At 65.2% G+C, this 23,178-nt stretch carries 19 protein-coding genes and 1 tRNA gene; 12 read left to right on the top strand and 8 right to left on the bottom strand.

The window, feature by feature from the left end; genetic code table 11:
* Nucleotides 1-8: 8 nt before the first annotated feature.
* Nucleotides 9-5,261: an alpha-2-macroglobulin gene (locus BXY53_RS07160; protein ID WP_119061156.1), complete on the bottom strand. Its 5,253-nt coding sequence runs from the start codon at nucleotides 5,259-5,261 to the stop codon at nucleotides 9-11.
* 279 nt (nucleotides 5,262-5,540) lie between these two features.
* Between BXY53_RS07160 and BXY53_RS07155 the strand changes: the two genes are divergently transcribed.
* A complete protein-coding gene (locus BXY53_RS07155) occupies nucleotides 5,541-6,587 on the top strand; it encodes a hypothetical protein (RefSeq protein ID WP_147361526.1) in 1,047 nt (348 codons plus the stop codon).
* Between the two features lie 30 nt (nucleotides 6,588-6,617).
* Here the strand turns inward: BXY53_RS07155 and BXY53_RS07150 are convergent, their stop codons facing one another.
* Genes BXY53_RS07150 through BXY53_RS07140 form a run of 3 tightly spaced genes read right to left on the bottom strand, consistent with a single transcriptional unit; the run spans nucleotide 6,618 to nucleotide 8,008 of the window.
* On the bottom strand, nucleotides 6,618-7,355 hold the full coding sequence (locus tag BXY53_RS07150; RefSeq protein WP_119061154.1) for an SDR family NAD(P)-dependent oxidoreductase: 738 nt from the start codon (nucleotides 7,353-7,355) through the stop codon (nucleotides 6,618-6,620).
* A gap of 9 nt (nucleotides 7,356-7,364) precedes the next feature.
* Entirely contained in the window at nucleotides 7,365-7,565 is a 201-nt protein-coding gene (locus BXY53_RS07145; protein ID WP_119061153.1) for a hypothetical protein, read from the bottom strand.
* An 11-nt stretch (nucleotides 7,566-7,576) separates the two neighbouring features.
* Nucleotides 7,577-8,008, bottom strand: a complete 432-nt coding sequence (locus tag BXY53_RS07140) for an outer membrane protein assembly factor BamE (protein WP_245410384.1) — start codon at nucleotides 8,006-8,008, stop codon at nucleotides 7,577-7,579.
* Between the two features lie 217 nt (nucleotides 8,009-8,225).
* On the opposite strand from BXY53_RS07140, the gene BXY53_RS07135 reads away from it, so the two are divergent.
* The 11 genes from BXY53_RS07135 to BXY53_RS07085 all read left to right on the top strand — a co-directional run bounded on the left by BXY53_RS07135 (nucleotide 8,226) and on the right by BXY53_RS07085 (nucleotide 18,263).
* On the top strand, nucleotides 8,226-8,777 hold the full coding sequence (locus BXY53_RS07135; RefSeq protein WP_119061152.1) for a ubiquinol-cytochrome C chaperone family protein: 552 nt from the start codon (nucleotides 8,226-8,228) through the stop codon (nucleotides 8,775-8,777).
* 70 nt (nucleotides 8,778-8,847) lie between these two features.
* Nucleotides 8,848-9,396 (top strand): YceD family protein, encoded by a 549-nt coding sequence (locus BXY53_RS07130; protein WP_170144368.1) that lies wholly within the window; start codon nucleotides 8,848-8,850, stop codon nucleotides 9,394-9,396.
* A 147-nt stretch (nucleotides 9,397-9,543) separates the two neighbouring features.
* A complete protein-coding gene (gene plsX / locus BXY53_RS07125; protein WP_119061150.1) occupies nucleotides 9,544-10,641 on the top strand; it encodes a phosphate acyltransferase PlsX in 1,098 nt (365 codons plus the stop codon).
* 1 nt (nucleotide 10,642) lies between these two features.
* Entirely contained in the window at nucleotides 10,643-11,620 is a 978-nt protein-coding gene (locus tag BXY53_RS07120) for a beta-ketoacyl-ACP synthase III (RefSeq protein ID WP_119061149.1), read from the top strand.
* Between the two features lie 129 nt (nucleotides 11,621-11,749).
* Nucleotides 11,750-12,073, top strand: coding sequence for an integration host factor subunit alpha (locus BXY53_RS07115; RefSeq protein ID WP_119061148.1), 324 nt, complete (start codon nucleotides 11,750-11,752; stop codon nucleotides 12,071-12,073).
* Between the two features lie 42 nt (nucleotides 12,074-12,115).
* Nucleotides 12,116-12,658, top strand: coding sequence for a MerR family transcriptional regulator (locus tag BXY53_RS07110; protein ID WP_119061147.1), 543 nt, complete (start codon nucleotides 12,116-12,118; stop codon nucleotides 12,656-12,658).
* A gap of 77 nt (nucleotides 12,659-12,735) precedes the next feature.
* Nucleotides 12,736-12,812 (top strand) — tRNA-Pro (locus tag BXY53_RS07105).
* 279 nt (nucleotides 12,813-13,091) lie between these two features.
* Nucleotides 13,092-13,685, top strand: a complete 594-nt coding sequence (locus BXY53_RS07100; protein ID WP_119061146.1) for a hypothetical protein — start codon at nucleotides 13,092-13,094, stop codon at nucleotides 13,683-13,685.
* A 223-nt stretch (nucleotides 13,686-13,908) separates the two neighbouring features.
* The gene (locus BXY53_RS07095) at nucleotides 13,909-14,682 is read left to right on the top strand and encodes a fimbrial biogenesis chaperone (protein WP_119061145.1); all 774 of its coding nucleotides are present in this window, start codon (nucleotides 13,909-13,911) and stop codon (nucleotides 14,680-14,682) included.
* A 42-nt stretch (nucleotides 14,683-14,724) separates the two neighbouring features.
* The gene (locus BXY53_RS07090) at nucleotides 14,725-17,310 is read left to right on the top strand and encodes a hypothetical protein (RefSeq protein ID WP_147361525.1); all 2,586 of its coding nucleotides are present in this window, start codon (nucleotides 14,725-14,727) and stop codon (nucleotides 17,308-17,310) included.
* Entirely contained in the window at nucleotides 17,310-18,263 is a 954-nt protein-coding gene (locus tag BXY53_RS07085; RefSeq protein ID WP_119061143.1) for a Csu type fimbrial protein, read from the top strand. Before BXY53_RS07090 ends, BXY53_RS07085 begins: the two co-directional genes overlap by 1 nt.
* Before the next feature lies 1 nt (nucleotide 18,264).
* Here BXY53_RS07085 and BXY53_RS07080 read toward each other — a convergent pair whose 3' ends face one another.
* The 4 genes from BXY53_RS07080 to scpA all read right to left on the bottom strand — a co-directional run bounded on the left by BXY53_RS07080 (nucleotide 18,265) and on the right by scpA (nucleotide 23,161).
* Nucleotides 18,265-19,041 (bottom strand): Brp/Blh family beta-carotene 15,15'-dioxygenase, encoded by a 777-nt coding sequence (locus BXY53_RS07080; RefSeq protein ID WP_170144367.1) that lies wholly within the window; start codon nucleotides 19,039-19,041, stop codon nucleotides 18,265-18,267.
* Between the two features lie 217 nt (nucleotides 19,042-19,258).
* The gene (locus BXY53_RS07075; protein ID WP_119061141.1) at nucleotides 19,259-20,041 is read right to left on the bottom strand and encodes a bacteriorhodopsin-like; all 783 of its coding nucleotides are present in this window, start codon (nucleotides 20,039-20,041) and stop codon (nucleotides 19,259-19,261) included.
* A gap of 193 nt (nucleotides 20,042-20,234) precedes the next feature.
* Nucleotides 20,235-20,981: a DUF3298 and DUF4163 domain-containing protein gene (locus BXY53_RS07070; protein WP_119061140.1), complete on the bottom strand. Its 747-nt coding sequence runs from the start codon at nucleotides 20,979-20,981 to the stop codon at nucleotides 20,235-20,237.
* Nucleotides 20,982-20,995: 14 nt separating this feature from the next.
* Nucleotides 20,996-23,161 (bottom strand): methylmalonyl-CoA mutase, encoded by a 2,166-nt coding sequence (gene scpA / locus BXY53_RS07065; protein ID WP_119061139.1) that lies wholly within the window; start codon nucleotides 23,159-23,161, stop codon nucleotides 20,996-20,998.
* Between the last annotated feature and the right edge of the window lie 17 nt (nucleotides 23,162-23,178).

Below are 23,178 nucleotides of genomic sequence, written 5' to 3'. Positions count from 1 at the left end.
CCGTCTCACTACTCCTGCGCGCCGACCACGCGCACCTTGCCCGGGGCCGTGCGGGCGAACCGCTCGGGCCGGTACATGTCCTCGACCTTCGCGCCGCCCTGAACATACTCGCCCGGCGTCACGGCACGGACGACATAGGCCATGCGCAGCTTTGCCGGCTGCTGGCGGTCAGGGTTGGTCAGCGCGAACGCTGCCATGAAGGAATCATCGCCAAAGGCAGTGTGCACGGGCCGACCCTGGGTTTCGAGCCAGGGCAAAGTCCCAGGCCCGCTTTCGGGCACCAGCCGCGGGTTCTCGATCTGGAAGCCGGCCGGCAGGCGATCCTCTACGACGAGATGACCGAGCAGCGGGCGCTCCTCCTTGACGGTCAGCACGATCACATAGCGGCCGTTCTGCTCCGCCTCCTCCAGCGACACCGGTTCGCCGTCCAGGGTGTAGGCCTGCCGCTCGATGTGGAGGCCCGACTGCGCGGCCGGCTCAGGCGTGGCAGACGCGCCGGTCACGAGAAGCGATACGGGCGTCTGGCGCTCGGAGAGATTGCGCACGACGAACGGTTCGGCCGCCAGTTCTTCGCCGGTCAACACGCGCTGAACAGGCCCTTGCTGCGGCTCGCCGCCGACCTCCAGCCTGGTCGCGTCGCCCTCCTCGGCCAGCGCATGCGCGGCCAGCAGCAGCCACGCGTTCTCCTGCGTCGTTGTGCCGGTCTTCTGTGCGCGCCAGGCCGTTACGGTTTCGGCCAGCCTGCCAAGCGCATCATCCATCACGCGCGTCTCGGCGGCCAAAGTCAGAAGCCCGGCGCTATCGCGCAGCCGGCTCCCGAAGTCGGAACGCAGCGGCGTTTGCGCCGCTTGGGCCGGTTTCAGCCGCGCGCGCGCCGCATCAAAGGCCTTGCGGGCCCGCTCTGTATCGCCGTAAAGCGCCAGCGCCGCGCCGATCTGCGCCTGGGCCAGAGGCGTGGAAAAGTCGTCCAGCTTCGCGTCGGCGTAATAGCGCAAATCGCCGATCACCGCGCGCCCGGCCCGCGCCAGCACATAAAGCGCATAGGCCAGATCGTCGCCCCCATCGCTGAAGTCGGAGGCATAGCTGACAGCGTTACGCAGCCGGTCAAGCGCCGGAGTCATGATCTGCTCCGGCACGTCATGGCCCTTCTCCTGCGCGCGTAGCAGGAAGTCGGTGACATAGGCCGTCAGCCAGGTGTTATAGCTGCCCGCCGACCACAGGCCGAAATCGCCGCTCGTGCCTTGCAGCGCCGCCAGCCGTGCAATGGCTTTTTCGACGCGCGCCTGCGCGCCGTCCTCACCCGCGACACCTGAGCGGTCGGCCAGTTCATTGAGGTAAAGCAGTGGCAGCGCCCGGCTCACCGTCTGCTCTGCGCAACCGTAGGGGAAGCGATCGAGCGCCAACAGCAGCCCCGGCACGTCCATTGCCGCGCTCTGCCCGACATTAACCGCCACCTTCACTGTCTCGGGGATCAGATCCGCGGCGAGATCACCGCTCACCGTCAATGTGCCGGACTTTGCCGCCAGCTTTTGCACGGTGCGGCGCGAGACATCCGGCGCGGCCGGCTTGATGGGCACGTGATAATCGCGCGCAATCGTCAAGCCTTCCGGTCCTTCGAGCGTGACCCGGACCCGCGACGCACCAAGCGCAGCAGCCTCTACCGGCAGACGCACTGACACACGCTCTTCTTCGGAAAGCTTGAGCGTCCGCTCGGCCTCGCCGGTGAGGCTGAGCCCACCACTCGCCTCGGCGCTCAGGGTATACCTCCCTGCCGGGCCGTCGACGTTGTGCAGGCTGAGATGGAGCTGGGACCTGTCGCCGATGGTGAGGAAATGCGGGGCGGTCCCCAGCACGGTTACGGGATCACGCACCACGACATCGGAGACCGCGTGGCCGACCCGCCCCGCGCTCCACGCGACCGCCATCAGACGGATCGTCCCGTCGAAGGCCGGAATGTCGAAACTGACCTCCGCCGTTCCGTCCGGGCCGACCTCGACGATGCCCGAGTAGAGCGCAACCGGCTCGACGCTGCGCGGCCGGCCCTGCATGGCCATGCCGCCTCCGGGTCCGTCGCCGCCGGTGCGGATCGTCCCGCGCGTGCCCTGCATCCCGTCGATCAGCCGGCCGTAGAGATCGCGGATTTCCATGCCGAGCCGGCGCTGGCCGAGGAAATGTTCATCGGGCTTGGGCGGCTCATAGCCGGTCAGGTTCAGGATGCCGACATCCACGGCCGCCACGGTCATGTAAGCCGTGTCCCCCGCGCTGAGGCCGGCGACCTGCACGGGCAGCGACAGCGTCTGGCGCGGGCGCATCCGCTCTGGCGCGTCGAGGCTGAGCTTCAGCGTGTTCGCGCTCTGGTCGACCGGCACATGCGCGACGCCCACCGCGCGGCTCGGCATCCGCCCGGCGTCTTCTTGCATCGGGCGGAACAGCGAAGCGGTGACATAAGCCCCCGGCCCCCAGTCGTCGCGCACCGTGAAGGAGACGCTCGCGCCGTCGGCAGGCACGTCGATCTCGCGCATCGCGAGCATTTCGTCGGAAACGACGCTGACGACGGCCTTCCCGGCCATGCGCGGGTCGATGCGCACTTGCATGGTCTCGCCCGGCCGGTAGCTTTCGCGGTCAAGCGCGAGATCAAGGATGTCAGGAGAGTCGGCGGCGTCGGAAACGTACCAACCGGCGGTGAAGTCATAGCTTGCGACCGGCAGCGCGCGCGCGCCGTCGCTTGCGCGGGTGATCTCCAGCCGGTAGCGGCCGCGATCGACGGGCGCGGCGATCTGTGCGGGCGCGCCCTCGGCGCCTGGCTCCACCGTGCCGCTGGCCGCGCGCTCGGTATACGTCACCGGCTCGTAGTCCCAGCGGCCGTTGCGGCTGTACCACTGGTAGCGTCGGTAGACGCGCAGCAGCTCCCATTCCAGCGGGCCGGAGGAAACGCGCGCGCCGGCGCCGTCGACGGCCACGATCTCGAAGCCGGCCTCGCTGTTCTCAGGCACGCGGCCGCCATCGAACAGCGGCTTGATACCGACATGGCTGGCCTCGCTCGCAACAGGCACGCTCACTGTCTCGCTGATGGCGCGGCCGCCCGGCTCGCGCAGGCGCAGGGTGATGTCGGCTTTCAGCGGGCGCGTGGTCTCGGGCAGCGCGGGCAGCGGCGCGGTGATCTCCGCGCGGCCTTCGTCGTTCGTGCGCGGAAGGTCAGAAAGCGGCGCGCGTACCGGCGTCGCCTCGTCCTCGGCCAGCCCGAAGACATAGCCGGAATGGGCGTCAATGCTGCGCGTCGGCGCGAGGCGCACCTCGCCCTCGACCTGCAGGCCAGCAGCGGGCGCGCCGTAGAGATAGCGGCCTTCGAGCGCGATCCGCGCGGGCTCATCGGCGGAGGCGGGCGCATCGCCCGCGCTCAGGTCCATCTCCATGCGCTGCGGCACGTAATCCTCGACGAGGAACGCCGTCTCGCCAATCGCCGGGGCTTCAGGGTCGACATGCGCGGTGACCCGCCACGTCCCGGCCATCGCGCTATCGAGCAAAGTGAGCGTATGCGCGCGCCCGCCCGCGCCCTGATCCTCAAGCGTGACGCGGGCGTGCTCCTTGCCGTCGGGCCGGCGGATGATCAGGGTCAGCGGCGCGGAAACGGCCTTCGCGGTGTCATCGCGCAGGAGCGCGGTCAGGTAGACATTTTCGCCCGGCCGGTAGACTCCGCGCTCGGCAAACACCATCGCATCGAGCGGCCCCGGCGCGGCGCGGCCCGCCACGCCCCGGTCGGTCAGGTCGAAGGCGGACTTGGTGATGTCGAGGAAGCCGTAATCGCCTTCCGGCGTGCGCGCGACGACGATCGCGGGCGACACACCGCCCTCCCCGCGCGTCAGGCCGGCATCGAACTTCGCATAGCCGCTCTCGTCCGTGCGCACGGTCTGCAGCACGTCGTTGTTGCGCGCCAGCAGGCGCACTTCCAGCCCGGCCATCGCGTCGGCGCTTGCCAGCGAGCGGGCGAAGACATGGATGCCGTCTTCCCCGGTCATCGCCGTGAGGCCGATATCGGAGATCACGAACCACTGCGTCGCACGCTCGCGCCAGCTCTCGGTTTCCTCCGAGGCGGGCTGGGCGGTCATCACGTAGAGGCCGGGCTTCAGGTCGCCGTGAATTTCGTCGATCGGGAAGGCCGTCGTGACTTGCTCGTTCAGTTCCATCTCGACGGGCATCTGCCCTTCCCAGAGCAGCTCGCCGTGCTCGTTCTTGATCTCTTCGGCGCGGTAGCCAGCCAGCTGCTCGCCGAAGGCGCCTTCCAGCACCTCATGCGCGAGGCGGCGGTCGCCGATGCGATAAAGCGCCATGTCCAGTTCGCGCGTGTTCACCGTGACAACCGGCAGGCCCTTCTGCCCGGTGCGCGGCAGCACGTAATTCCGCCCGGTGAAGCGCGCAGAGGGCGAGCGGTCGCGCACATAGATGCTGAGATCGACGGGCTTGAGCAGCGTCTCGCCGATCGCCGAAGGCAGCCCCTGGCGCAGGCGCAAGGCATAGCGCTCGCCGTGGCGCAACTCCTCGACGCAGATTTGCTGGTCATCCACTGCCACGCCCGCCGGGTCGCGGCCATTCACGCTGATGTAGGTGCTGAAATCGACGCCCTTGGCGAGCCGCTCGGAGAACTGGATGCACACGCGCGGCGCTGCGGCGTCGGACTCGACCGTGTAGTCCAGCATGCGGAAGCCACGCTCGGCCCGCAGCTTTTCATAGGCCGCGCGCACGCTCTCGCTCTCGCGGACATCGAGGCTCGCGGCATAGGCGTTGATCGCCGGGCGCCACCAGGAGCGCTTCGCCAGTCCCTTGCCCAGTTCGGCCAGCGCGGCGGCCTTCAGCGGGTCGGAGGCGGCGCGCTGCACGGCGAGATACGCCGCCGAGGTCGCGTTGCGCGAGAAGTTGCGGTCTTCAGAAAAATTGGACGGGTTGATCGCCAGATAGGCGCGCGACAGCGCCAGCCAGGTGGCCGCGTCCTGCGGCTCCAGCACCAGCGCGGAAGCGTAGGCGCCGGTGGCCGCGCGCGGGTTGTTGTTCTTGCGCGCGACGTTCCCCCGCTCGCGGAATTCGGCCGCGCTCGCGCCCTCGGCCGACCAGCTATCGCGCAGGTACTGCTCGAAATTCTGCGCCTCCCGCGCGATCTGGTCGTTGGTATAGGCGGCGGCGCGCGGGGCGCTGGCGAGCGCGAGGGCGAACAGGGCGAGGAAAACGGGGAACCACCGGCTGAGGCCGGGCGCGCGAGACAGGCTCATGGCGGGCTTTCCTGAAAAGCGGTTCAAGCAAATGGCTTAAGGGCGGCCGTGCGTGCGGATCGGGGGCGACGCCGCGCCGCATCTGCGACTATAGGAGGCCACAGGCGCATGTCAAAGCGATGAATGGGGGTGGGGGGTTGTTGAAGGTGGCAGATCATGACTGCGGGCCTTGTTCCGCAAGGTTGTGAAAAAACCACAAATGCAATTGAAGGCTCAGACCGAATCAGGAACGAATTGTGGCGCATTGCAAAACGTCAATGAGACAAGGAGTCTGTTTGCGTGTCTGTCGATGTCAGTTCGCCGGGTCCGTGGCTTAACATTGGCGCGGACAGCATACGTGATCGGTTTGTAGCGCACATGAGAAAGAGCGCTTTCCCAGAGAGCTTTGAGGGAGTTGTTCAAGGGATAGCACCGCCTGAAGACTGTGAAATCACGATCATTATCAAGCACATCTCGATCGATCCAACAAAGCGCGGAGGTGCTTTAGCACCCTGCAATATTTGCGGCGCGCATCCTAAATGGAAGCGTGACGGCATGCTAATTCTGGTGAACGGATGGCTTTATATAATCGGCCCGATTTGCGGGGCAAAACATTACGGAGAACGCTTCTGGCGCGAAGAAGCTCGCTTCGATCGAGAACGTGCTGAGCTAACTGCGTTGGGCTTTCTTGTTACTAACGCTGCCAAGCTCGTGCGGCTCCGGCTTGCCGCGGAAGCAATACGGCCACACGCTGAGGCAGCGATCGTAGCTCATTCTCAGCTTCTCAAAACGACGAAGGCTTTCGCTGAATTACGTCGGGCAGCAACAACGCAAGCAGGTTGGCTTCAGGTTGACGAAAAGCACTACGTGCAAGACGAGCATGGCAAGCCCGTCCCCAAATGGCAGCGAATCAACTTTGCTCAAATTCAGGGTCAAGCAGCTCTCCGCACGAAGTGCAATATTATAGATCGCCTCGATTTCGTCTTCAAGACATTGGACAGCTTCGGCAGCAATTATGAAACAGCTCTAGATCGGATAGACAAAGCAATGACGCAGGAAGAGCTTCCTGAGTTAGCTGGCCAAGTGCGTCAGGCTCACAATACTTTGAATGAGATTATCGAAGAAATTAAGGAATTCCAGACCTTCTTCTCGAGACGCAATTTCCAAAACATTGGCGCTTGGGCCGCTCATCGAGGCTGCCCGTTCGGCTTGACGGTGGAATGTTACCGCAACTGGCGTGCTCTTACTGCCAAGAACGCGCGCCGCCGGGTTCCCATTGACGTGACAGAACTGATGAGTCCTCTACCCGAATTAACAAAACCGATCCAGCTTGATGATGCCGCGTAACAAGCTTGCTATTATGACGAGCTGCGTGAACTAAGCGGAGAAACCTCCATCCACGCTCATCACCGTGCCGGTGACATAGGCCGCATCGGCGCTCGCCAGATACACCGCCAGCCCCGCCACATCCTCCGGCTTGCCGTATTTGCCCAGCGCCGTCATCATCGTCATCAGCTTGGCGGAGCGCCCTTCCGCGCGGTTCATCTCCGTCTCGATCGGCCCCGGCGCGATGGCGTTCACGGTGATGCCGCGCGGCCCCAGATCGCGCGCCAGCCCGCGGGTCAGCCCGATCAGCGCGTGCTTGCTCATCGCATATAGCCCCAGCCCCGGCGCGGGCGCGCGCAGGCCGAAGGCGCTGGCCATGTTGATGATGGTGTCGCCCGCCGCCATGCCTTCGGCGGCCGCGAGCGCGGCGACATACGGCCCGCGCAGGTTCACGTCGATGGTGCGGTCGAAATCGGCCTCGCTGGTTTCGGGCAGCGGCTGGCCGTCAAAGATGCCGGCGTTGTTGATGAGCACGTTCAGCCCGCCAAGCCGTTCGCGCGCCTCAGCCACCGCCGCGCGCATCGCCGCCGCATCGCCCGCGTCCGCCCGGATCGCCTCGGCCGTCACGCCCTGCGCGCGCATCTCCGCGGCGACCTCTTCGGCCGCCTCGGGCGAACGGAAATACGTGATGGCGACATCCGCGCCCTCGGCGGCGAAGCGCGTCGCTATGGCCGCGCCAATGCCACGGCTCGCGCCCGTGATGAGCGTTTTTCTGCCCTCAAGCCGCATCGCACCCCCTCAGCGGCCGATGCGCACCACCCGCGCCAGCCAGGTCACCAGCCCGACGCCCGTGATCGCAACCAGCACCATGTCCAGCCCGGCCAGCGTCGGCAGGATCAGCCAGTAAATGTTCCAGTACCAGGCGAGCACCATGCCGGCCAGCACGACCGCGCCGTAAATCCCGAAAACAAGCCGGCTAACTCCTGTGCCCCCTGCCATTATGGCCTCCGCTAGCTTCCGCTTACACTCGGGTTCACGCCTGAGCCGATGTTGCGGAACAGCTCCTGCAACAGGCCCTCTTCGCCGCCATAGGTCGGCGTCTTGCGCGTGATGAAGTCGATGACCTTGCCGTCCTCCAGGCCGTAATGCGCCACGCGCTCGACCTGTCGGTTCTCGTCGAAGTAAACGGCCAGCACGCGGCGATCCACAACCTGGGGCGCCATGAAGCCCACGGGCTGCTCGGTCTTTGTGGAGATGTAGTAGTAGACGCCGTCGCCAACCGTCGACTTCGCGTTGGGCGAGCCCAGTGTCAGCTCGACCTGGTCGCGGGTCATGCCCTGCTGGATCTGCTGGATTTCGGCCTCGGTGAAGATCGCGCCGTGCTGCGAGGTGCGCACCGCGCAGGCTGTCACGGTCACGGCCAGGGCGCCGACAAGGAGCAATCGCCTTGCTCGCGCCCCAAACACCCCTTGTGTTGGGCCAGCGGGTCTTGCAGATTGGCTTTTGTACGATTTTGGCATAAAGGATTTACCCTGGTGATCTGGCACGTCAAACATCTCAGCGTTGCTGCGGGCGCTCTCTCCGACGTCTGGTCCCGGCGATTTGAGGGCGGGCGGCCGACCCTATAGAAAACCAACACGCGGAGTTCTCGTAAGCATCATGTTCCGTTGGTTTGGCGAACGCGCGGCGCGCAAGGAAGTTGCCGAAAAGTTATACGATGCAATTGTGGCGCAGTCGCGCAATCCGGCTTTTTATCTCCGATTCGGGGTGCCTGACACGCTGTCCGGGCGCTTCGACATGCTGGTCATCCACATGTTCATGGTGCTGCAGAACCTGCGCCTCGCCGGCAAAGAGGGCGAACTGCTTGGGCGCGAGGTGGTCGAAGCGTTCATCCGCGAAATGGACAGCATGGTACGCGACCTCGGCGTGAGCGAGGATCAGGTGCCCGGGGAGGTCCGTCGCATCGCCGGGCTTTTCTATGGCCAGATCCTCATCTATGCGCAGGCCGCAGAGAACGAGGACACCGCCGCGCTGGCCGAGGCCGTGTGGAAGAGCTTTCGCTCCGGCAACCCGAACACGCAGGTCAACGCGCAGGCTGTCGCGGAATATATCATCACGGCGCTGCACACCATCCGCGAGACGCCGCTGACCCATCTGTTGCAGGGGTATCTGGATTTCCCGGAAGTCGCGCGGGCACGGCGCGCCGGCTAGGCCTTTAATCCGCGCAGGCGGAGCGCATATTCCGCCCATGCCATCCACAACGGATTTGAAGGTCGTCACCATGCCAGAAACCGATAACGGCGCGATCCTCTCCCGCGCCCTCGACACCGGGGACATTCCGCCTGAAGGCGTCGAAGGCCACATTGAAGCGAGCGCCGACGAGCGCGCGGCGCTGGCCCAGCGGCTCGATCTCGCCGCGCTGGACAAGCTCGTCTTTTCCTACAAGGTCACGCCGACACGCCGCGGACGCTTTCGCCTGACCGGACACTGGCACGCAGAGGCCACGCAGACCTGCGGGGTCACGCTCGAACCGATCGCGCGCGAGTTTGACGAGGACGTCAGCATCGAATTCTGGCCACCGGAGATCTGGGAGCAGCAGGTGGCCGAGTCCGGTGAGGTCGCGGTCGAGCCGGAGGAGGAAGGCCCGGAGATGATCGAGGAGGGCGTCATTGATCCCGGCCAGCTACTGGAGGAGCTGCTGAGCGTCTCGCTGCCTCCCTTCCCCCGCCGCGAGAATGCCGAACTCGAATGGGAAGAGACCGTCAGCAAGCCGGAAAGCCCGTTTGCCGTGCTGAAGGACCTGCCCAAGCGCAACGGCGGCACCGCCTGAGCCGACCGAGGACCGTGACGTCAGAGCGAAAATTCGGTTGTCTTGCCGCTTGAAATCGTTATGGTCTGAGCGCCTTCGGGCGCGAGAGGGGCTTTCAATGCGCTTATGCGCTTGCCGATGCGCAAGGGCCATCTTAGTTCGGCAACCATGACAAATGCGATCACGATAGCCGTGGACGCGATGGGCGGAGACCATGGTCCGCCGGTCTCTGTGGCGGGAACGGCCCTGTCAGCCGTGCGCCATCCAGATGCGCGCTTCCTGCTGTTCGGGGACGAGCAGCTGATCCTGCCCGAAATCGACAAGCACGCCGATCTCAAGGGGAAGGTCGAGATCGTCCACACCGATGTCGCCGTGGCGATGGATGCGCGACCGAGCCAGGCCCTCAAACAGGGCCGCTGGAAGAGCAGCATCTGGCTGGCGCTGGAAGCGGTCAAACGTGGGGACGCCGATGTCGTCATTTCGGCGGGCAACACCGGTGCGCTGATGGCCATGGCAAAATTCTGCCTCAAGACCGTGCCTGGTATTGACCGTCCGGCAATCGCGGCGATCTGGCCGACGGTGGCCAGCGAATGCATCGTGCTCGATGTGGGCGCCAATGTCGGGGCGGATGCGCGCCAACTCGTCAACTTCGCCGAGATGGGCGCAGCGATGGCCCGGGCGTTGTTCCAGGTCGAAAAACCCTCCGTCGCGCTGCTTAACGTCGGTGTGGAGGAGATCAAGGGCCTGGATGAGGTGAAAAAGGCGAACACCGCCCTCGCCTCCTCAACGCTGCCGGTGCGGTATTACGGCTATGTCGAGGGGGACGATGTCGGCCAGGGCGTCGTCGATGTGGTGGTCACCGAAGGGTTTACCGGGAACATTGCCTTGAAAACGGCGGAAGGCACCGCCAAACAGATAGCCGAGTATTTCCGCGCTGCGGTGAACCGCTCGCTCTTGTCTCGGATCGGGGCGTTTCTGGCCCAGGGCGCCTTCCGGGCGCTGCGCAAGAAAATGGACCCGCGCCAGCTTAATGGCGGCGTGTTCCTGGGCCTGAACGGCATCGTCATCAAGAGCCACGGCGGCACCGATGCAGTCGGCTTCGCCAGCGCGGTGGACCTGGGCCATGACATGGCGCGCAGCAATCTGTGCGACAGCATCGCCCGCGACGTGACCAAGTTCCAGGCCGCGCTGGAAGATGGCGCGGAGGAAACGGGCGGGACTGATACCGCGCCCACACGCAAGACAGTTGAGCAAGGAACGCACTAAGGTGACAGCAGTCCGCTCGGTCATTCTGGGATGCGGGGCCTATCTTCCCGAGAAGATCCTCACCAATGACGACCTCGCCCGCATGGTCAATACCTCGGACGACTGGATTACCGAGCGAACCGGGATCAAGCAGCGCCACATCGCCGCCGAAGGCGAATTGACCTCCGACATGGCCGTCGCCGCCGCCGAACAGGCTCTGGAACGCGCCGGCCGTCGCCCGAACGATATCGACCTGATCGTGCTGGCCACCTCCACGCCGGACAACACCTTCCCTGCCACAGCGACGACCGTGCAGGCCAGGCTCGGCATTCATCACGGCGCTGCGTTCGATTTGCAGGCGGTGTGTACCGGCTTCGTGTACGCTTTGGCCACCGCCGACAATTTCATCAAGACGGGTCAGGTCAAGCGCGCGCTCGTCATCGGTTCGGAAACGTTCTCGCGCATCCTCGACTGGGATGACCGCGGCACCTGTGTTCTGTTCGGAGACGGCGCCGGAGCGGTCGTGCTGGAGGCGCAGCCAGCCCGCGGCGATGACACCGATCGCGGCGTGCTTGGCACCTATCTTCACTCCGACGGCCGCTACAAGGAAATGCTCTACGTTGACGGCGGCCCCTCATCCACGGGGACAACCGGGCACCTGCGGATGCAGGGCCGCGAGGTCTTCCGCTTTGCTGTCAACAAGATCGCCGCCGTGATCGAGGAGGCTCTGGAAGACCACAAGCTGGGCGCCTCGGACGTTGACTGGTTCGTGCCGCATCAGGCCAACCAGCGGATTCTAACCAGTACCGCCAACAAGATCGGCCTGCCGGACGAGAAGATCGTCATCACTCTTGACAGGCACGGCAACACCTCTGCCGCGTCGATCCCGCTGGCGCTCAACGTCGCGTACGAGGACGGACGCATAAAGGAAGACGACCTCGTCCTGCTGGAAGCGATGGGCGGTGGCTTCACCTGGGGAGCGGCGCTGGTACGCTGGTAACCATCCACGACCGGGCCAATCAAAGAAAAATCCGTTTTCAGTCAGCGTTTTGCCGCCCCGGCAATTGACCCGCCCCGAAAAACTCCGTTACCATTCACTTTATCGTCCGGCTGTGGAGAGGTCGTGACCATGGCTTCACAGGCCAAGACCATTACGCGCGCCGATCTCACAGAAGCGGTGATCCGCGAAGTGGGCCTGCCGCGCAACGAGTCCGCCGAAATGGTGGAAAGCGTCATCCAGGAAATTGCCGCCTGTCTCGAGCGGGGTGAGCGGGTGAAGATTTCTTCATTCGGAACATTCAATGTGCGCCAAAAGCGCGAACGCGTCGGCCGCAACCCCAAAACGGGCGAAACGGTGCCGATTGCACCGCGTCGCGTGATCGGGTTCCGCCCCAGCAACATCATGAAAGAGCGGATTAACAAGAAGCTCAGCCGCAAGCAGGCGGCCGAGTAACGCGGGGTCTCTTGGCCGGTCAACGTTCTAGAGGGCAGATCGTTGGGCAAGTCGCCGGAAGCATTTCGGACTATCAGCGAGGTATCGGCGGAGCTTGATGTTCCCAAGCACGTGCTGCGGTTCTGGGAAACCAAGTTCGCGCAGGTCAAGCCGATGAAGCGCGGCGGCAATCGCCGCTATTACCGGCCGGAGGACGTGGAACTCCTGCGCGGCATCCGCACCCTGCTGCACGATGAGGGCTACACGATCCGCGGGCTGCAGCGGGTTTTGCGGCAGCACGGCGTGAATTACGTCAAGAACTACTGTCGGACGGCTGCATCTGACGACACCACACGCGCGAAATCCGCCCTGCCCGATCTCGCGGGCGAGACAGCGGGTCACGCCCGGCAAGCCGCCCTGCAACGCGCGAAGGCCCCGGCGAAGCGCCGGAGCCGGGACGCAGGCGCCGACGGGAACGAGGCAAAGGGGACCGACGGTGAAGGGCTGAGCCCTTCGCAACGCCGGTCGCTTGAAAGCGCGCTCAACGAACTCGAGCAATGCCGTCAGCTTCTGGCCGGTGCGCAACGAGCCGCGCCCGCAGCCTGACCACATGCGGCCCGTGCTTTCGCGCTTGACCCTCTCTGGGCCAGTGGGCAGACTGCACTTATCTATCTGTTATCAGTCGGAGCGTAGCGCAGCCCGGTAGCGCACCGGTCTGGGGGACCGGGGGTCGTGGGTTCGAATCCCGCCGCTCCGACCATTTTTCCGCTAACAATCGAATCACCGTTGCCGTGCCCACCCGCACGAAGGCTCCCTGCACGCAATGCTACGCGTAAACGCGTTCCAAATTTTTCACTTGTGGCGCGATTTTTTTCGGGATAGGTTACGAGACGCTTTAAACCGCGGGCGTCAAGTAGCCTGATGGGGGCCGATCCCGACGTGGACGGCGCGGCCGCACCCGTCCGCGGAACCAAATCGACACCTTGGGCTAGTCGCTTGAGCCCTTCGGGCACGTAACGAGTAGGAAGGGGCACATAACATGATCATCAAAAAGAGAGGACGGTTTTCAGCGAACCCTGTCATCGCAATGGGCGTCGCGGCTGTGGCATTGTCCCTGAGCGGCGCCTCCGCTGACGCGAACGACGTCACAGCGACTGAGACGGTCACAATCCGTGCTGACATTCCCAAAATCTGCGAATTCGACTCAAGTTTCGGCGATCTTGACCTTCCGTTGACCGCCAGCGGAAGACCAAACGCCATGCAGGCGCTGACCGCCGATGCCACTATCACATGCAACACGACGGCGAGTGTCGAGCTGGAGTCCCAGCATGGTGCCGTCGTGCATCATGGGGTCGAGATTCTGGGGAACCAGAGTGCGCTTGGTACCGAATATCTGACAAGCTTTGACTATACCGCAACGCTTAAACAGAACGGTACTCAAGTCGTGCAACTCGATACGTCCTCGACGTCTGGTACCGGCACGCCGGAGTCCATCAGCGCCGCATCGGCATTCGGGGGCGCCATGCCGACAAGTCTGCCGCTGACCCTTGAAGTCGTGCCCGAGGAGGTGTCGGGCGTCCTTCAGTCCGGAACCTACGTTGACGATCTGAAGGTCAAGATCATCCCGCAATAATCCTCAGCGGCCCGTCGGTCGGTGATGCGCGCAGCGCGGCGAGCGTTCGCCGTCCTGAGCGACCGTGCCGCCGACCGGCTGCGGCGAGCCGGGGATGCCCGGGTGTCATCCCCGGCGCGGACCGTTGATTGTGCCGTGCGCTGTCGTCCTCAAACCTATCGCGTCTGTAGAGCCCGGGACGACGGGGTCGGCTTGAGTATCGCATGAGTAAAAAGGGTGCCGAATGAGCGTCCTGCGTTCTCTCACTGCGCGCCTTCTCGCGGCATCACTTCTCGGCCTTGGTCTGCTCTTTGCAAACGGGGTCGAGTCCTCGCCGGCGCGGGCAATGAGCGTCAGCCCGGTTTATCTGGACATGGTCTCCGCAGGCCCGCGCAGCCGCGCCGACATCCGAGTCGTCAACCGCGGCGACCGGCCGCTGCCTATCGAGGCAGTGGTCTCGCGGGTGATCCGGGACGCCGAAGGCAACCAGATCGTCAAGCGTAACGACACGGATTTCCTCGTGCTGCCCATGCAGGCGATGATCCCGCCGGGGGGCAGCCAGGTGCTAAAGGTCCAGTGGCTTGGCGACCCGATGATCGCGGAAAGTCGCGCCTACCGCATTTCGGTGAACCAGCTTCCTGTCGCGGAGCCCAGCGGCCAGACATCCGTGCAGATCCTGATGAACCTCGCCGTCATCGTCCATGTCGCGCCGCCAGAAGGGGCGCCAGCGCTCGAACTTGTCCGCCACGGCACGGCCAGCGGGCGCAACGGCGCGCGCATCCCGACCGTGACCGTGCGCAACCCGTCCAACGTTCATGCCCGTCTTCCTGATGCGACTCTCCGGCTTCGCGGCGGCGGCTGGCGCAAGGTGCTACCCCCGCAAACTCTCGACGCGCTGCTCGGAATCGGCACGGTCATGCCGGGTCAAACGCGGACCTTCCAGCTCCCCGTGCCGCTGCCGGACGATGTGCAATCGCTTCAGGCGCAACTGGACTATCAGCCGCCATCCCGACGCTAGGGCTTCGTGGCCGTGAGCCGATTGCGTGGAGAGCGACTCGCAATGCCTGATAAGCAGGCAGCGCACGACACGAGAGTCGCGGCGGCCCTGCTCGCCCTCCTTATGGCGGCAGGGGCCGGCCACGGTATTGTTGCGACCGCATCCGCGGCCCCCTCCGCTTCGCCTGCGCCCCGCACAGACCTCAATCCAACGGACCGCACGCTCTCGCTCATCGTTGCGTTGCGCGAGCGCGATCGGCGGCTGGGTGAAGTCGCCATCAAGATCGCGCCAGACGATTCCGTCGCGGTCAACAAGGCTCAGTTTGCACGCGCCTGCGCTCCGCTCTTGCGCGACGAGGTTGCCGCGCGTCTGCGCGCCTTGCCCGCGTCGGACGGCTTCCTCGCCCTATCCGCGCTCAACGCCGCAGGCTTCAAGACCCGCTTCGACGCTGGCAACATGCGCCTGCAATTCACGCCAGCCGTGAAGCAGCGTCCGCGGGGGACAGTGCGCATCCGGCGCTCGCGCGCCATCACCGAAACGCCGGCACCACCAGCCCGCTTCAGCGGCTATCTCAATCTGCGCGCCGGGGCGGATTACGTCACCGCATCGGCCGGGGGCTCCGCCGGCTTCACGCCCCCGCGAGCCAATCTGGAAGCCGTCTTGCGCTGGGAAGACGTGGTTCTAGAAACCGAGCTGACCTATGACGGCGGCAACGACGGAAGCCATCGACTGCTGGAGCTGTCCGCCCTTGATGCCTTCAGTCGGCGCGGCACCCGGCTCGTCCATGATCGCCCGGAGAAGGCGCTTCGCTTCCAGGCGGGCGACATCAATCCGCCGGTCACAGGCTTTCAGCGCGGGCCCGACCTTCTCGGCATCGCTGTCGAACGCTCCCTGCACAAGCTGCAGCCCGGCGAGAACATCCGCCCCACGGGCGAACGCTCGTTCCGTATCGCGCGGCCTTCCACCGTCAAGATCGAACTGAACGGCGTCATCGTGCGCCAGCTTCGGCTCGATCCCGGCGAGTACGACCTCAAGGATCTGCCGCTGCAAGCCGGCGCAAACGATATCCGCCTTCTCATCACAGACGATCTCGGCGAGGCGCGCACGCTGGAATTCACCTCATACTTCGACGCGTCGCTCCTCGCGGAGGACCTCTACGAGTGGGGCTTGGCCGCCGGCGCCCTGTCCGACTATGCGGATGGTGACCTGACCTACGAAGACGAACTGATCGCATCCGGCTATTACCGTCAGGGACTGACCCCCGAAATCACGGGCGAAGCTCACATTCAGGCCGGGCATGACGCCGCGATGGCCGGCGCGGCTGTCTTCACCGCAACGCCTTTCGGCTTTCTCGGCGTGGAGGGGGCACTGAGCTATCACCGCGAATTCGGCGTCGGCGGCGCGCTGGAAATCGACTGGGACGCCCTGCGCTCCGAGGAAAGTAGGTCGCGGCTCCGGCTGTCGGCCGATCTGCGTAGCACCGCCTTCGCGACTCCCGGGGAAGACGATCCGCTGGAGGACTACTGGTTCAGCCTGCTGGCCAGCTATTCGCGCGAATTGCCGCTGGACATTCACGCCAATTTAACCGGCCGCTATGCCTTTGCCTCAGACCACGCAGACCTGGCGGACTCCTACAGCGGGCGATTGGGGTTGTCGAAGGCGTTAGGCCCGGACTTCGGCCTGGGCCTGTCGGTCGAATACAGTTCCGCCGCGCTCGACACATTGACAGAAGAAGCCGCAGAGACCGACCGGGATGAGTTGCGGGCCGCCCTGCGCCTGTGGTGGCGGCCGGACACGGCCTCGAACGTCACGGCGCGCTATGAAACCGGCGATGCAACGGCCAGCGTCACCGCCTCGCGGGGCGTCGACCACGGCCCGGGATCCTGGACCGCCAGCATCGAAACGCTCTACGATGCCCCGGCTGAAGACCTCGCTGCGGATGCCGGGCTGACCTATACTGGCAACCGCGCGGTGGTCAGCCTAGAGCACACCACGAGCCTGGACACAGTCCATGGTTTAGACGCCGCGCCCGCGCTGACCGATCAGCGGACCTCTCTGAGCATGGGTACCGCGATCGCGTTTGCGGATGGCCACGTGGCAGTCGGTCCACCCATCGCAGGCGGATTTGCGATTATCGCGCCGCACGAAAGCCTCTCAGATCGCCGCGTTCTGCTGGGCGACCCGGCTGACCCAGCCGGCTACAGCGACGTGCTCGGCCCCGCGCTCGTGTCCAACCTCGCCGCCTACACGCCCCGCACATTGCGCTACGACGTGGCGGATCTGCCTGTCGGCTATGATCTCGGCGACCGCGAATTCACGCTGCAGCCATCCTACCGGGCCGGTTATGCGCTGACCGTCGGGTCGACGCATTCGGTAACGGCCTATGGCAGGCTTGTTGACCGGGACGGCCAACCCGTCGGCCTTGTCACCGGCACCGCCACGCCAGCCCATGGCGATGCGCCGCGCGTGACCCTTTTCACCAACGCGGCGGGCCGTTTCGCGGCGCAGGGGCTGGCACCGGGCCGCTGGCAGATTGAAATGGCAACCGAGCCTCCTCTGCGGTTCAGCCTCGTGGTCCCCGGAGGCACCACGGGTCTCTTTCGCGCCGGCGAGCTGAGACCGTCTGCACCAGAAGGGACCGAGCCGTGATGCTGCCGGGCTGGCCGGGCAAATCCCTTGCGCTCGCCATGGCGGCAACGGCTCTCCTTCCTGCCGCGGGGGCCGCCCAGGACGCCTGCGATGGGGTGGCGATCAGCGGTGCGCCCCGGATAAGCGTCTCGGATCCCTACAACCCGTTTGCCCCAACTGACCTGACCGAGGTCACGACCGTGACGATCGCAAACACCGGCGATGCCCCCTGCCCGCTTGCCGTGGTGTTTACGGCCACTGACGGCGGGCGGCTGCGCAACGCGGGCAAAACGCTCGCCTACGCGCTGGAAACGCTCGACGGCACGACCCTGCTCAATCCGCCAAGCCTTGCCGACCCGGAGGCCGGTCAGCACCTCGATCTGACGCTTGCCAGCACCCAGGCGGCCAGCCTCAGCATACGCGCCCGCCTACCCGCACAACAGACGGCACCGCCCGGATCCTATGTCGACAGCACGGCCACAATCCGGCTATATTATATGCCCGCACAGGGTTTTCCGGACCTGCTGAGCGAAACGCCCCTCCCCGTCGCCGCCGAGGTCGCGGCAGTGTGCCGCCTCACGCCCCCACAGCAGGCCACGCTCGATTTCACCGAGGACATCGGGGCAGATGTCCGCCCGCAGGGTGAACAGCGCGGCACGCGGCTTCCCGAAGCCGCGTGCAACACGGGTGCGCGGCTCAAGCTGGAGGGCAAGGCGCTCACGCGCGAGGGCGGTACGGCGCCTCCAGGATTCGATGACTTCATCGACATGGAGGCACATGCCACCTTCCAGTCTGTCACGGCGATGCTGCTCACCGAGGGCGCGGATCAGCCCGTCCTGGCCGAGTCCCCGCAGACAACGCCGGACGGAACCGTCTCACCCGTCGAACTGCAGGTGCGTCTGCGCGCGGGCCAGCCGCTGGCGGCCGGCAGCTATCAGAGCGTGCTGACGATCGCTGTGGAGCCGTCGTTCTGAATTACGTACGCTTCGGTCGGAATTGGTCGACCAGCATCATGTGCGGGACTGTCAGCGCGGCGAGTGCGACGAATAGCACCGCTAGAACTGCCCGCCCAAGATCGAGATGCGGCCAGAGTAGCGCAGCGATCATCACGCCGATGATCGTGATCGGGGCATAGGGCAGCGACAGCCTTGCGAGGCCCGAGAGCGTGCGCGGCTGCAGCTCCGCCTGCACCGAAAAGACGTGCCGCGCGCTGTGCAGGCCGCACCAATAGCTAACGAAAAAGACCAGCGGCGCGGCGAACACCGCGAGCAACAGCGTTGCCGCCATCTCCAGCGCAGCGGCCGGGCGTGACCAGGCCGTGACCAGTGCAACGAGCGCGGCAGCCTGGAGCAGCGGGATGGAGGCGGCGGCCATCACCTCGGCGGTCGTCACCGCAACATCCGCGGGCACCAGCCAGGCGAAAATTTCGGTCACCGGCTCCCTGTGCAACAGCGCCGGTGCGGTGATCAGCGCCAGCCCGACCACCATGCGCGGCAGAAGGGGGATGTCCCGCCGCCAATCCCCGGCGAAATGCACGCCCGACATGGCTATAAACACCGGCAGCGCGAACTGCGGCAGCAGGAACCAGATCGCCGCGAACGCGGCCGCCATCCCTACGTAGAGGGCCAGAAAGCAGGCCAGCGCGGGCGGCGTGCCTATCTCCCATCGGCGATGGGCCAGCGCGACATCAAACGCCCCATGCGGCACGCCGAGCAGCAGCATCGCGGTGGCGGCCAGCAGCGGGAAATCCAAAAGCGATAGCCCGGCGCCGAAGGCTGAAGGCAGTGCAATTGCAAGCGCGAGCGCGGTAAATCCCAACCGGTGCCAATGCCAGAGGGCCCTTTGCGTTAGTTGTGGGGCGGCGACCGCTCCTGGAAGCGCGGGAAGGTTCGGCATGCCTTTGAACCCTGAGATTTACAGTGCAAGTGGGTGCGGGCCGGCACACCGGCCCGCACCAACGCCTTGGCCACTATTTCGCTGCGGCGGCTGCCGGCTGGCCAGCGCCCATTTCGGCTTCCGACTTACGAACGGCGATCATGTAGATCACCACGCCGAACACGGCCTTCGCGACGATATCGGCGATCGTGTAGCCGACCTGCACAGCCGTTTCCGCAACGCCGCCGGTCAGGCCGATCATCGGAAAGATGAACACGACGGGGTAAAACGCCCAGGACAACACCGTCAGCCAGCGAGCCGTATCCACCAGGCCGCGGACATTCTCCGGCTGCTTCTTGATGGCCGCACTCAAGCCGACGAACAGCTCATAGACGATCCACACGAAGGGGATCATCGCCAGCCCCCACCACAGCCAGCGGGTGGCCGGATCAGCCGACACCTCCCCCGGGTATCCGAGGATGATCATCACGGCCGCCAGCAGGCCGAGCCGCGTACCCTTTGACCATGTTTCCGAAGAGGACAGCCGCATCACCAGGATCAACTCGATCAACAGCAGCGGCACCGTCAGGAGCCAATCGACATAGCGATAGGCGTCGTTGAATGGTACGCCGGTGGCCTTCAACGTGCCATCCGCGATGGTGTAGGCCGCGTCCCAACTCTCGAAGATGCGAAAGTAGTGATAAAGCGCGATCGCGGTGACCAGTCCGGAGATCGTCACCGCGGGACGGTAATCGATCGTGACCTGTCCCCGGTTAAGCCAGAAGAAAAGCGTCGCCGCGCCCATGACGGCGATCGTGAACGAGAATGCGTTATAGACCAGATTATACTGGCCAACGGTGAGTGCCAGTTCGTCCATTATTCGCCCCTTTGGTTGCTCCTAAACTCGTTAAGTTGTCGCAGCGATCAGAGGCTCTGTGCGTCGAGCCCCCGCTGTGCCCAACATTACGACGAGACAAGCGTTCCACGATCAGTGTACGGGCGGCTGGACACCCGCGACTAGCTGACGCACAGATAAAAATCCGAGCATCAATAAGATAACGTGAAGAAGCTCAATCGGCGGGCGAGCCGGCGAACAGGTCGCGCCAGGGCTGTGTCAAGTTGTCTGACACCTCCGATTGCGGAATGGTCACCCGCTGCGGCCCGGCCGCGTAAGGCGCCACGGCATACGGGCCGAAATGGATCGCGATGCCGCCGACCTTGTCCCGCTCGCTCGACGGTAGGAGCGTGAATGCCTCATAGTTGGCGCGCTTCGGCGCGGTGCCGTCCCGGATCCATTGCGGGTCTGACGCCTGTCCCAGCGTCTCGATGAGCCTGTTCCGGGCATACTCCGCCATGGTCTGCAGAACGGGCGCGCCGTCCTGGACGGAGCCAAAGAAGTCGTCGAAGCCGACAAGGGAATCCGCTTGGCGATCATAAATCACGGAGTCCAGGCCGACGTTGCCGTGGGCGCCACCGGTGTAGAACCAGGTCCGCCGCAATACACTTACGAGGCGGGGGTTCTCGAACGTGACCTCGTGGTCGATCTCCAGCGACCATTTGCGCCACTGGTCTTGCCGGTCGGATTGCTCGTAGACCTCCGCCGCGCGGTCGGCGAATGCGCGGATTTGCCGCCCGGCCTGCTGGCCCAGTATCGCGGCTAGTTCAGGCATGTCCGAGAGCTCGGCCGGGAGCTTAGCGGACATCTCCGCGGATTCGGTGGTCTCTTCGATGATCACCGGCTCGCCCGCCGACAGCGGCGCGCATGCCCAGACAACCCCGATGACCGTCAGTGCCGCCGCAATCCAGACCCGTCGCATCACGCCCCCGACTGTTATTCCGCCGCCTCGCGCGGGCCGTGCCCCAGATCGCGGCGCAACATCTCGATCAGGTCGGCGGCGGCCTCGGCGATGACGGTGCCAGGTCCGAAAATCGCCTTCGCGCCGGCTTCCCGGACCGCATCGTAATCTTGTGGCGGCACCACACCGCCAACCACAACCATGATGTCCGGCCGGCCGAGCCGCGCGAGTTCCGCGCGCACCTCCGGCACGAGCGAGAGATGGCCGCCGGCGAGCGATGACACGCCAATGATGTGCACGTCGTTCTCGACCGCCTGGCGCGCGGCTTCAGCCGGTGTGGCGAACAGCGCGCCGATATCCACGTCGAAGCCCAGATCGGCGAACGCCGAGGCGATCACCTTCTGCCCGCGGTCGTGCCCGTCCTGGCCCACCTTGGCAATCAGGATGCGCGGGCGCCGGCCTTCGTCGCGTTCAAAGTCCTCGGCCAGCGCCTGAGCCTTGCGAACGGCGTCGTCCATTTGTCCGATCTCCTCCCGGTAGACGCCCGAAATCGCGCGGATGTCGGCCTGGTGGCGCCCCCAGACGGCTTCCATCGCACTGGTCATCTCGCCGACCGTGGCATGCGCGCGTGCTGCCTCAACAGCCAGCGCCAGCAGGTTCCCGTCACCCGTCTCGGCGCAGGCCTGAAGGGCGTCGAGCGCCTGCTTCACCGCGTTCTCATCGCGCTCGGCGCGCAGCTTGTTGAGCTTTTCGATCTGCTGGTTGCGCACGGCCGTGTTGTCCACCTTGAGCACATCGACTTCCGTATCGACCTCGGGGCGGTAGCGGTTCACGCCGACGATGGTCTGCTTGCCGGAATCGATGCGCGCCTGCGTCCGGGCCGCCGCCTCCTCGATGCGCATCTTCGGCACGCCGGCCTCGATCGCCTTGGCCATGCCGCCCAGTTCCTCGACTTCCTTCAGATGCGCGCGGGCGCGCTCGGCCAGATCATGCGTGAGCCGCTCGACATAATAAGAGCCGCCCCATGGGTCGATCACGCGGGTCGCGCCGGTCTCCTGCGCGAGGAAAAGCTGGGTGTTGCGGGCGATGCGCGCGGAGAAATCGGTCGGCAGCGCCAGCGCCTCGTCCAGCGCGTTGGTGTGCAGCGACTGCGTGCCGCCATGCACGGCCGCCATCGCCTCGATGCAGGTGCGGATGACATTGTTGTAGACATCCTGCGCCGTCAGGCTCCAGCCGCTGGTCTGGCAGTGGCAGCGGAGCGCGAGCGACTTCGGATTGTTCGGCGCGAATTGCTGCAAAAGTTCGGCCCAGAGCACCCGCGCGGCGCGCAGCTTGGCGACCTCCATGAAGAAGTTCATGCCGATCGCCCAGAAGAACGACAGGCGCGGCGCGAAATCATCAATGTCGAGGCCCGCCTCCAGCCCCGCGCGGACGTATTCCAGCCCGTCGGCCAGCGTATAGGCCAACTCCAGGTCCGCCGTCGCGCCAGCCTCCTGCATGTGATAGCCGGAGATCGAGATCGGGTTGAAGCGCGGCATCTCCCTGGCGCAGTAGGAGAAGATGTCCGAGACGATCCGCATCGAGGGCTTCGGCGGGAAGATGTAGGTGTTGCGCACCATGAACTCTTTGAGGATGTCGTTCTGGATGGTGCCGGTCAGCTTTTCGTGCGCCACGCCCTGCTCTTCCGCCGCCACGATGTAAAGCGCCATCACGGGCAGGACCGCGCCGTTCATGGTCATCGACACGCTCATCTTGTCGAGCGGGATGCCGTTGAACAGCGTGCGCATATCGAGGATCGAGTCGATCGCCACGCCGGCCATGCCGACATCGCCGGACACGCGGGGATGGTCGCTGTCATAGCCGCGATGGGTGGCGAGGTCGAAGGCGATGGACAGGCCTTTCTGGCCCGCCGCCAGATTGCGCCGATAGAACGCGTTGGACTCTTCGGCCGTTGAAAAGCCAGCATATTGCCGGATCGTCCACGGCCGCTGCGTGTACATCGTCGGATACGGCCCGCGCAGATAAGGCGGCACGCCCGGATAGCTCTCCACTGCGTCGAGCCCGGCCAAATCCGACGCGTCGTAGACCGGCTTGACGGCGACACCCTCCGGCGTCTCCCATGCCGCGCCCTCTGGCTCCGGCGCGGCGGTCGGCGCGGGCATCTCCCAGGGTACGGCAGTGTAGTCGGGGATCTTGCTCATCGCTCTCTCCGTGTCGG

It is taken from the genome of Dichotomicrobium thermohalophilum (assembly GCF_003550175.1).
Taxonomy (GTDB): Bacteria; Pseudomonadota; Alphaproteobacteria; order Rhizobiales; family Rhodomicrobiaceae; genus Dichotomicrobium; species Dichotomicrobium thermohalophilum.
Note: the sequence above shows the minus strand (reverse complement) of the source record. Positions and strands in the feature narration are given on the sequence as shown.

What these genes read in the sequence shown, in the direction of transcription:
- BXY53_RS07160 (WP_119061156.1), bottom strand. Translation starts at nt 5,261, where the DNA reads ATGAGCCTGTCTCGCGCGCCCGGCCTCAGCCGGTGGTTCCCCGTTTTC.
- BXY53_RS07130 (WP_170144368.1), top strand. Translation starts at nt 8,848, where the DNA reads ATGCCAGAAACCGATAACGGCGCGATCCTCTCCCGCGCCCTCGACACC.
- BXY53_RS07100 (WP_119061146.1), top strand. Translation starts at nt 13,092, where the DNA reads ATGATCATCAAAAAGAGAGGACGGTTTTCAGCGAACCCTGTCATCGCA.
- BXY53_RS07095 (WP_119061145.1), top strand. Translation starts at nt 13,909, where the DNA reads ATGAGCGTCCTGCGTTCTCTCACTGCGCGCCTTCTCGCGGCATCACTT.
- BXY53_RS07070 (WP_119061140.1), bottom strand. Translation starts at nt 20,981, where the DNA reads ATGCGACGGGTCTGGATTGCGGCGGCACTGACGGTCATCGGGGTTGTC.
- BXY53_RS07145 (WP_119061153.1), bottom strand. Translation starts at nt 7,565, where the DNA reads ATGGCAGGGGGCACAGGAGTTAGCCGGCTTGTTTTCGGGATTTACGGC.
- BXY53_RS07135 (WP_119061152.1), top strand. Translation starts at nt 8,226, where the DNA reads ATGTTCCGTTGGTTTGGCGAACGCGCGGCGCGCAAGGAAGTTGCCGAA.
- plsX (WP_119061150.1), top strand. Translation starts at nt 9,544, where the DNA reads ATGACAAATGCGATCACGATAGCCGTGGACGCGATGGGCGGAGACCAT.
- BXY53_RS07090 (WP_147361525.1), top strand. Translation starts at nt 14,725, where the DNA reads ATGCCTGATAAGCAGGCAGCGCACGACACGAGAGTCGCGGCGGCCCTG.
- BXY53_RS07150 (WP_119061154.1), bottom strand. Translation starts at nt 7,355, where the DNA reads ATGCGGCTTGAGGGCAGAAAAACGCTCATCACGGGCGCGAGCCGTGGC.
- scpA (WP_119061139.1), bottom strand. Translation starts at nt 23,161, where the DNA reads ATGAGCAAGATCCCCGACTACACTGCCGTACCCTGGGAGATGCCCGCG.
- BXY53_RS07115 (WP_119061148.1), top strand. Translation starts at nt 11,750, where the DNA reads ATGGCTTCACAGGCCAAGACCATTACGCGCGCCGATCTCACAGAAGCG.
- BXY53_RS07085 (WP_119061143.1), top strand. Translation starts at nt 17,310, where the DNA reads ATGCTGCCGGGCTGGCCGGGCAAATCCCTTGCGCTCGCCATGGCGGCA.
- BXY53_RS07075 (WP_119061141.1), bottom strand. Translation starts at nt 20,041, where the DNA reads ATGGACGAACTGGCACTCACCGTTGGCCAGTATAATCTGGTCTATAAC.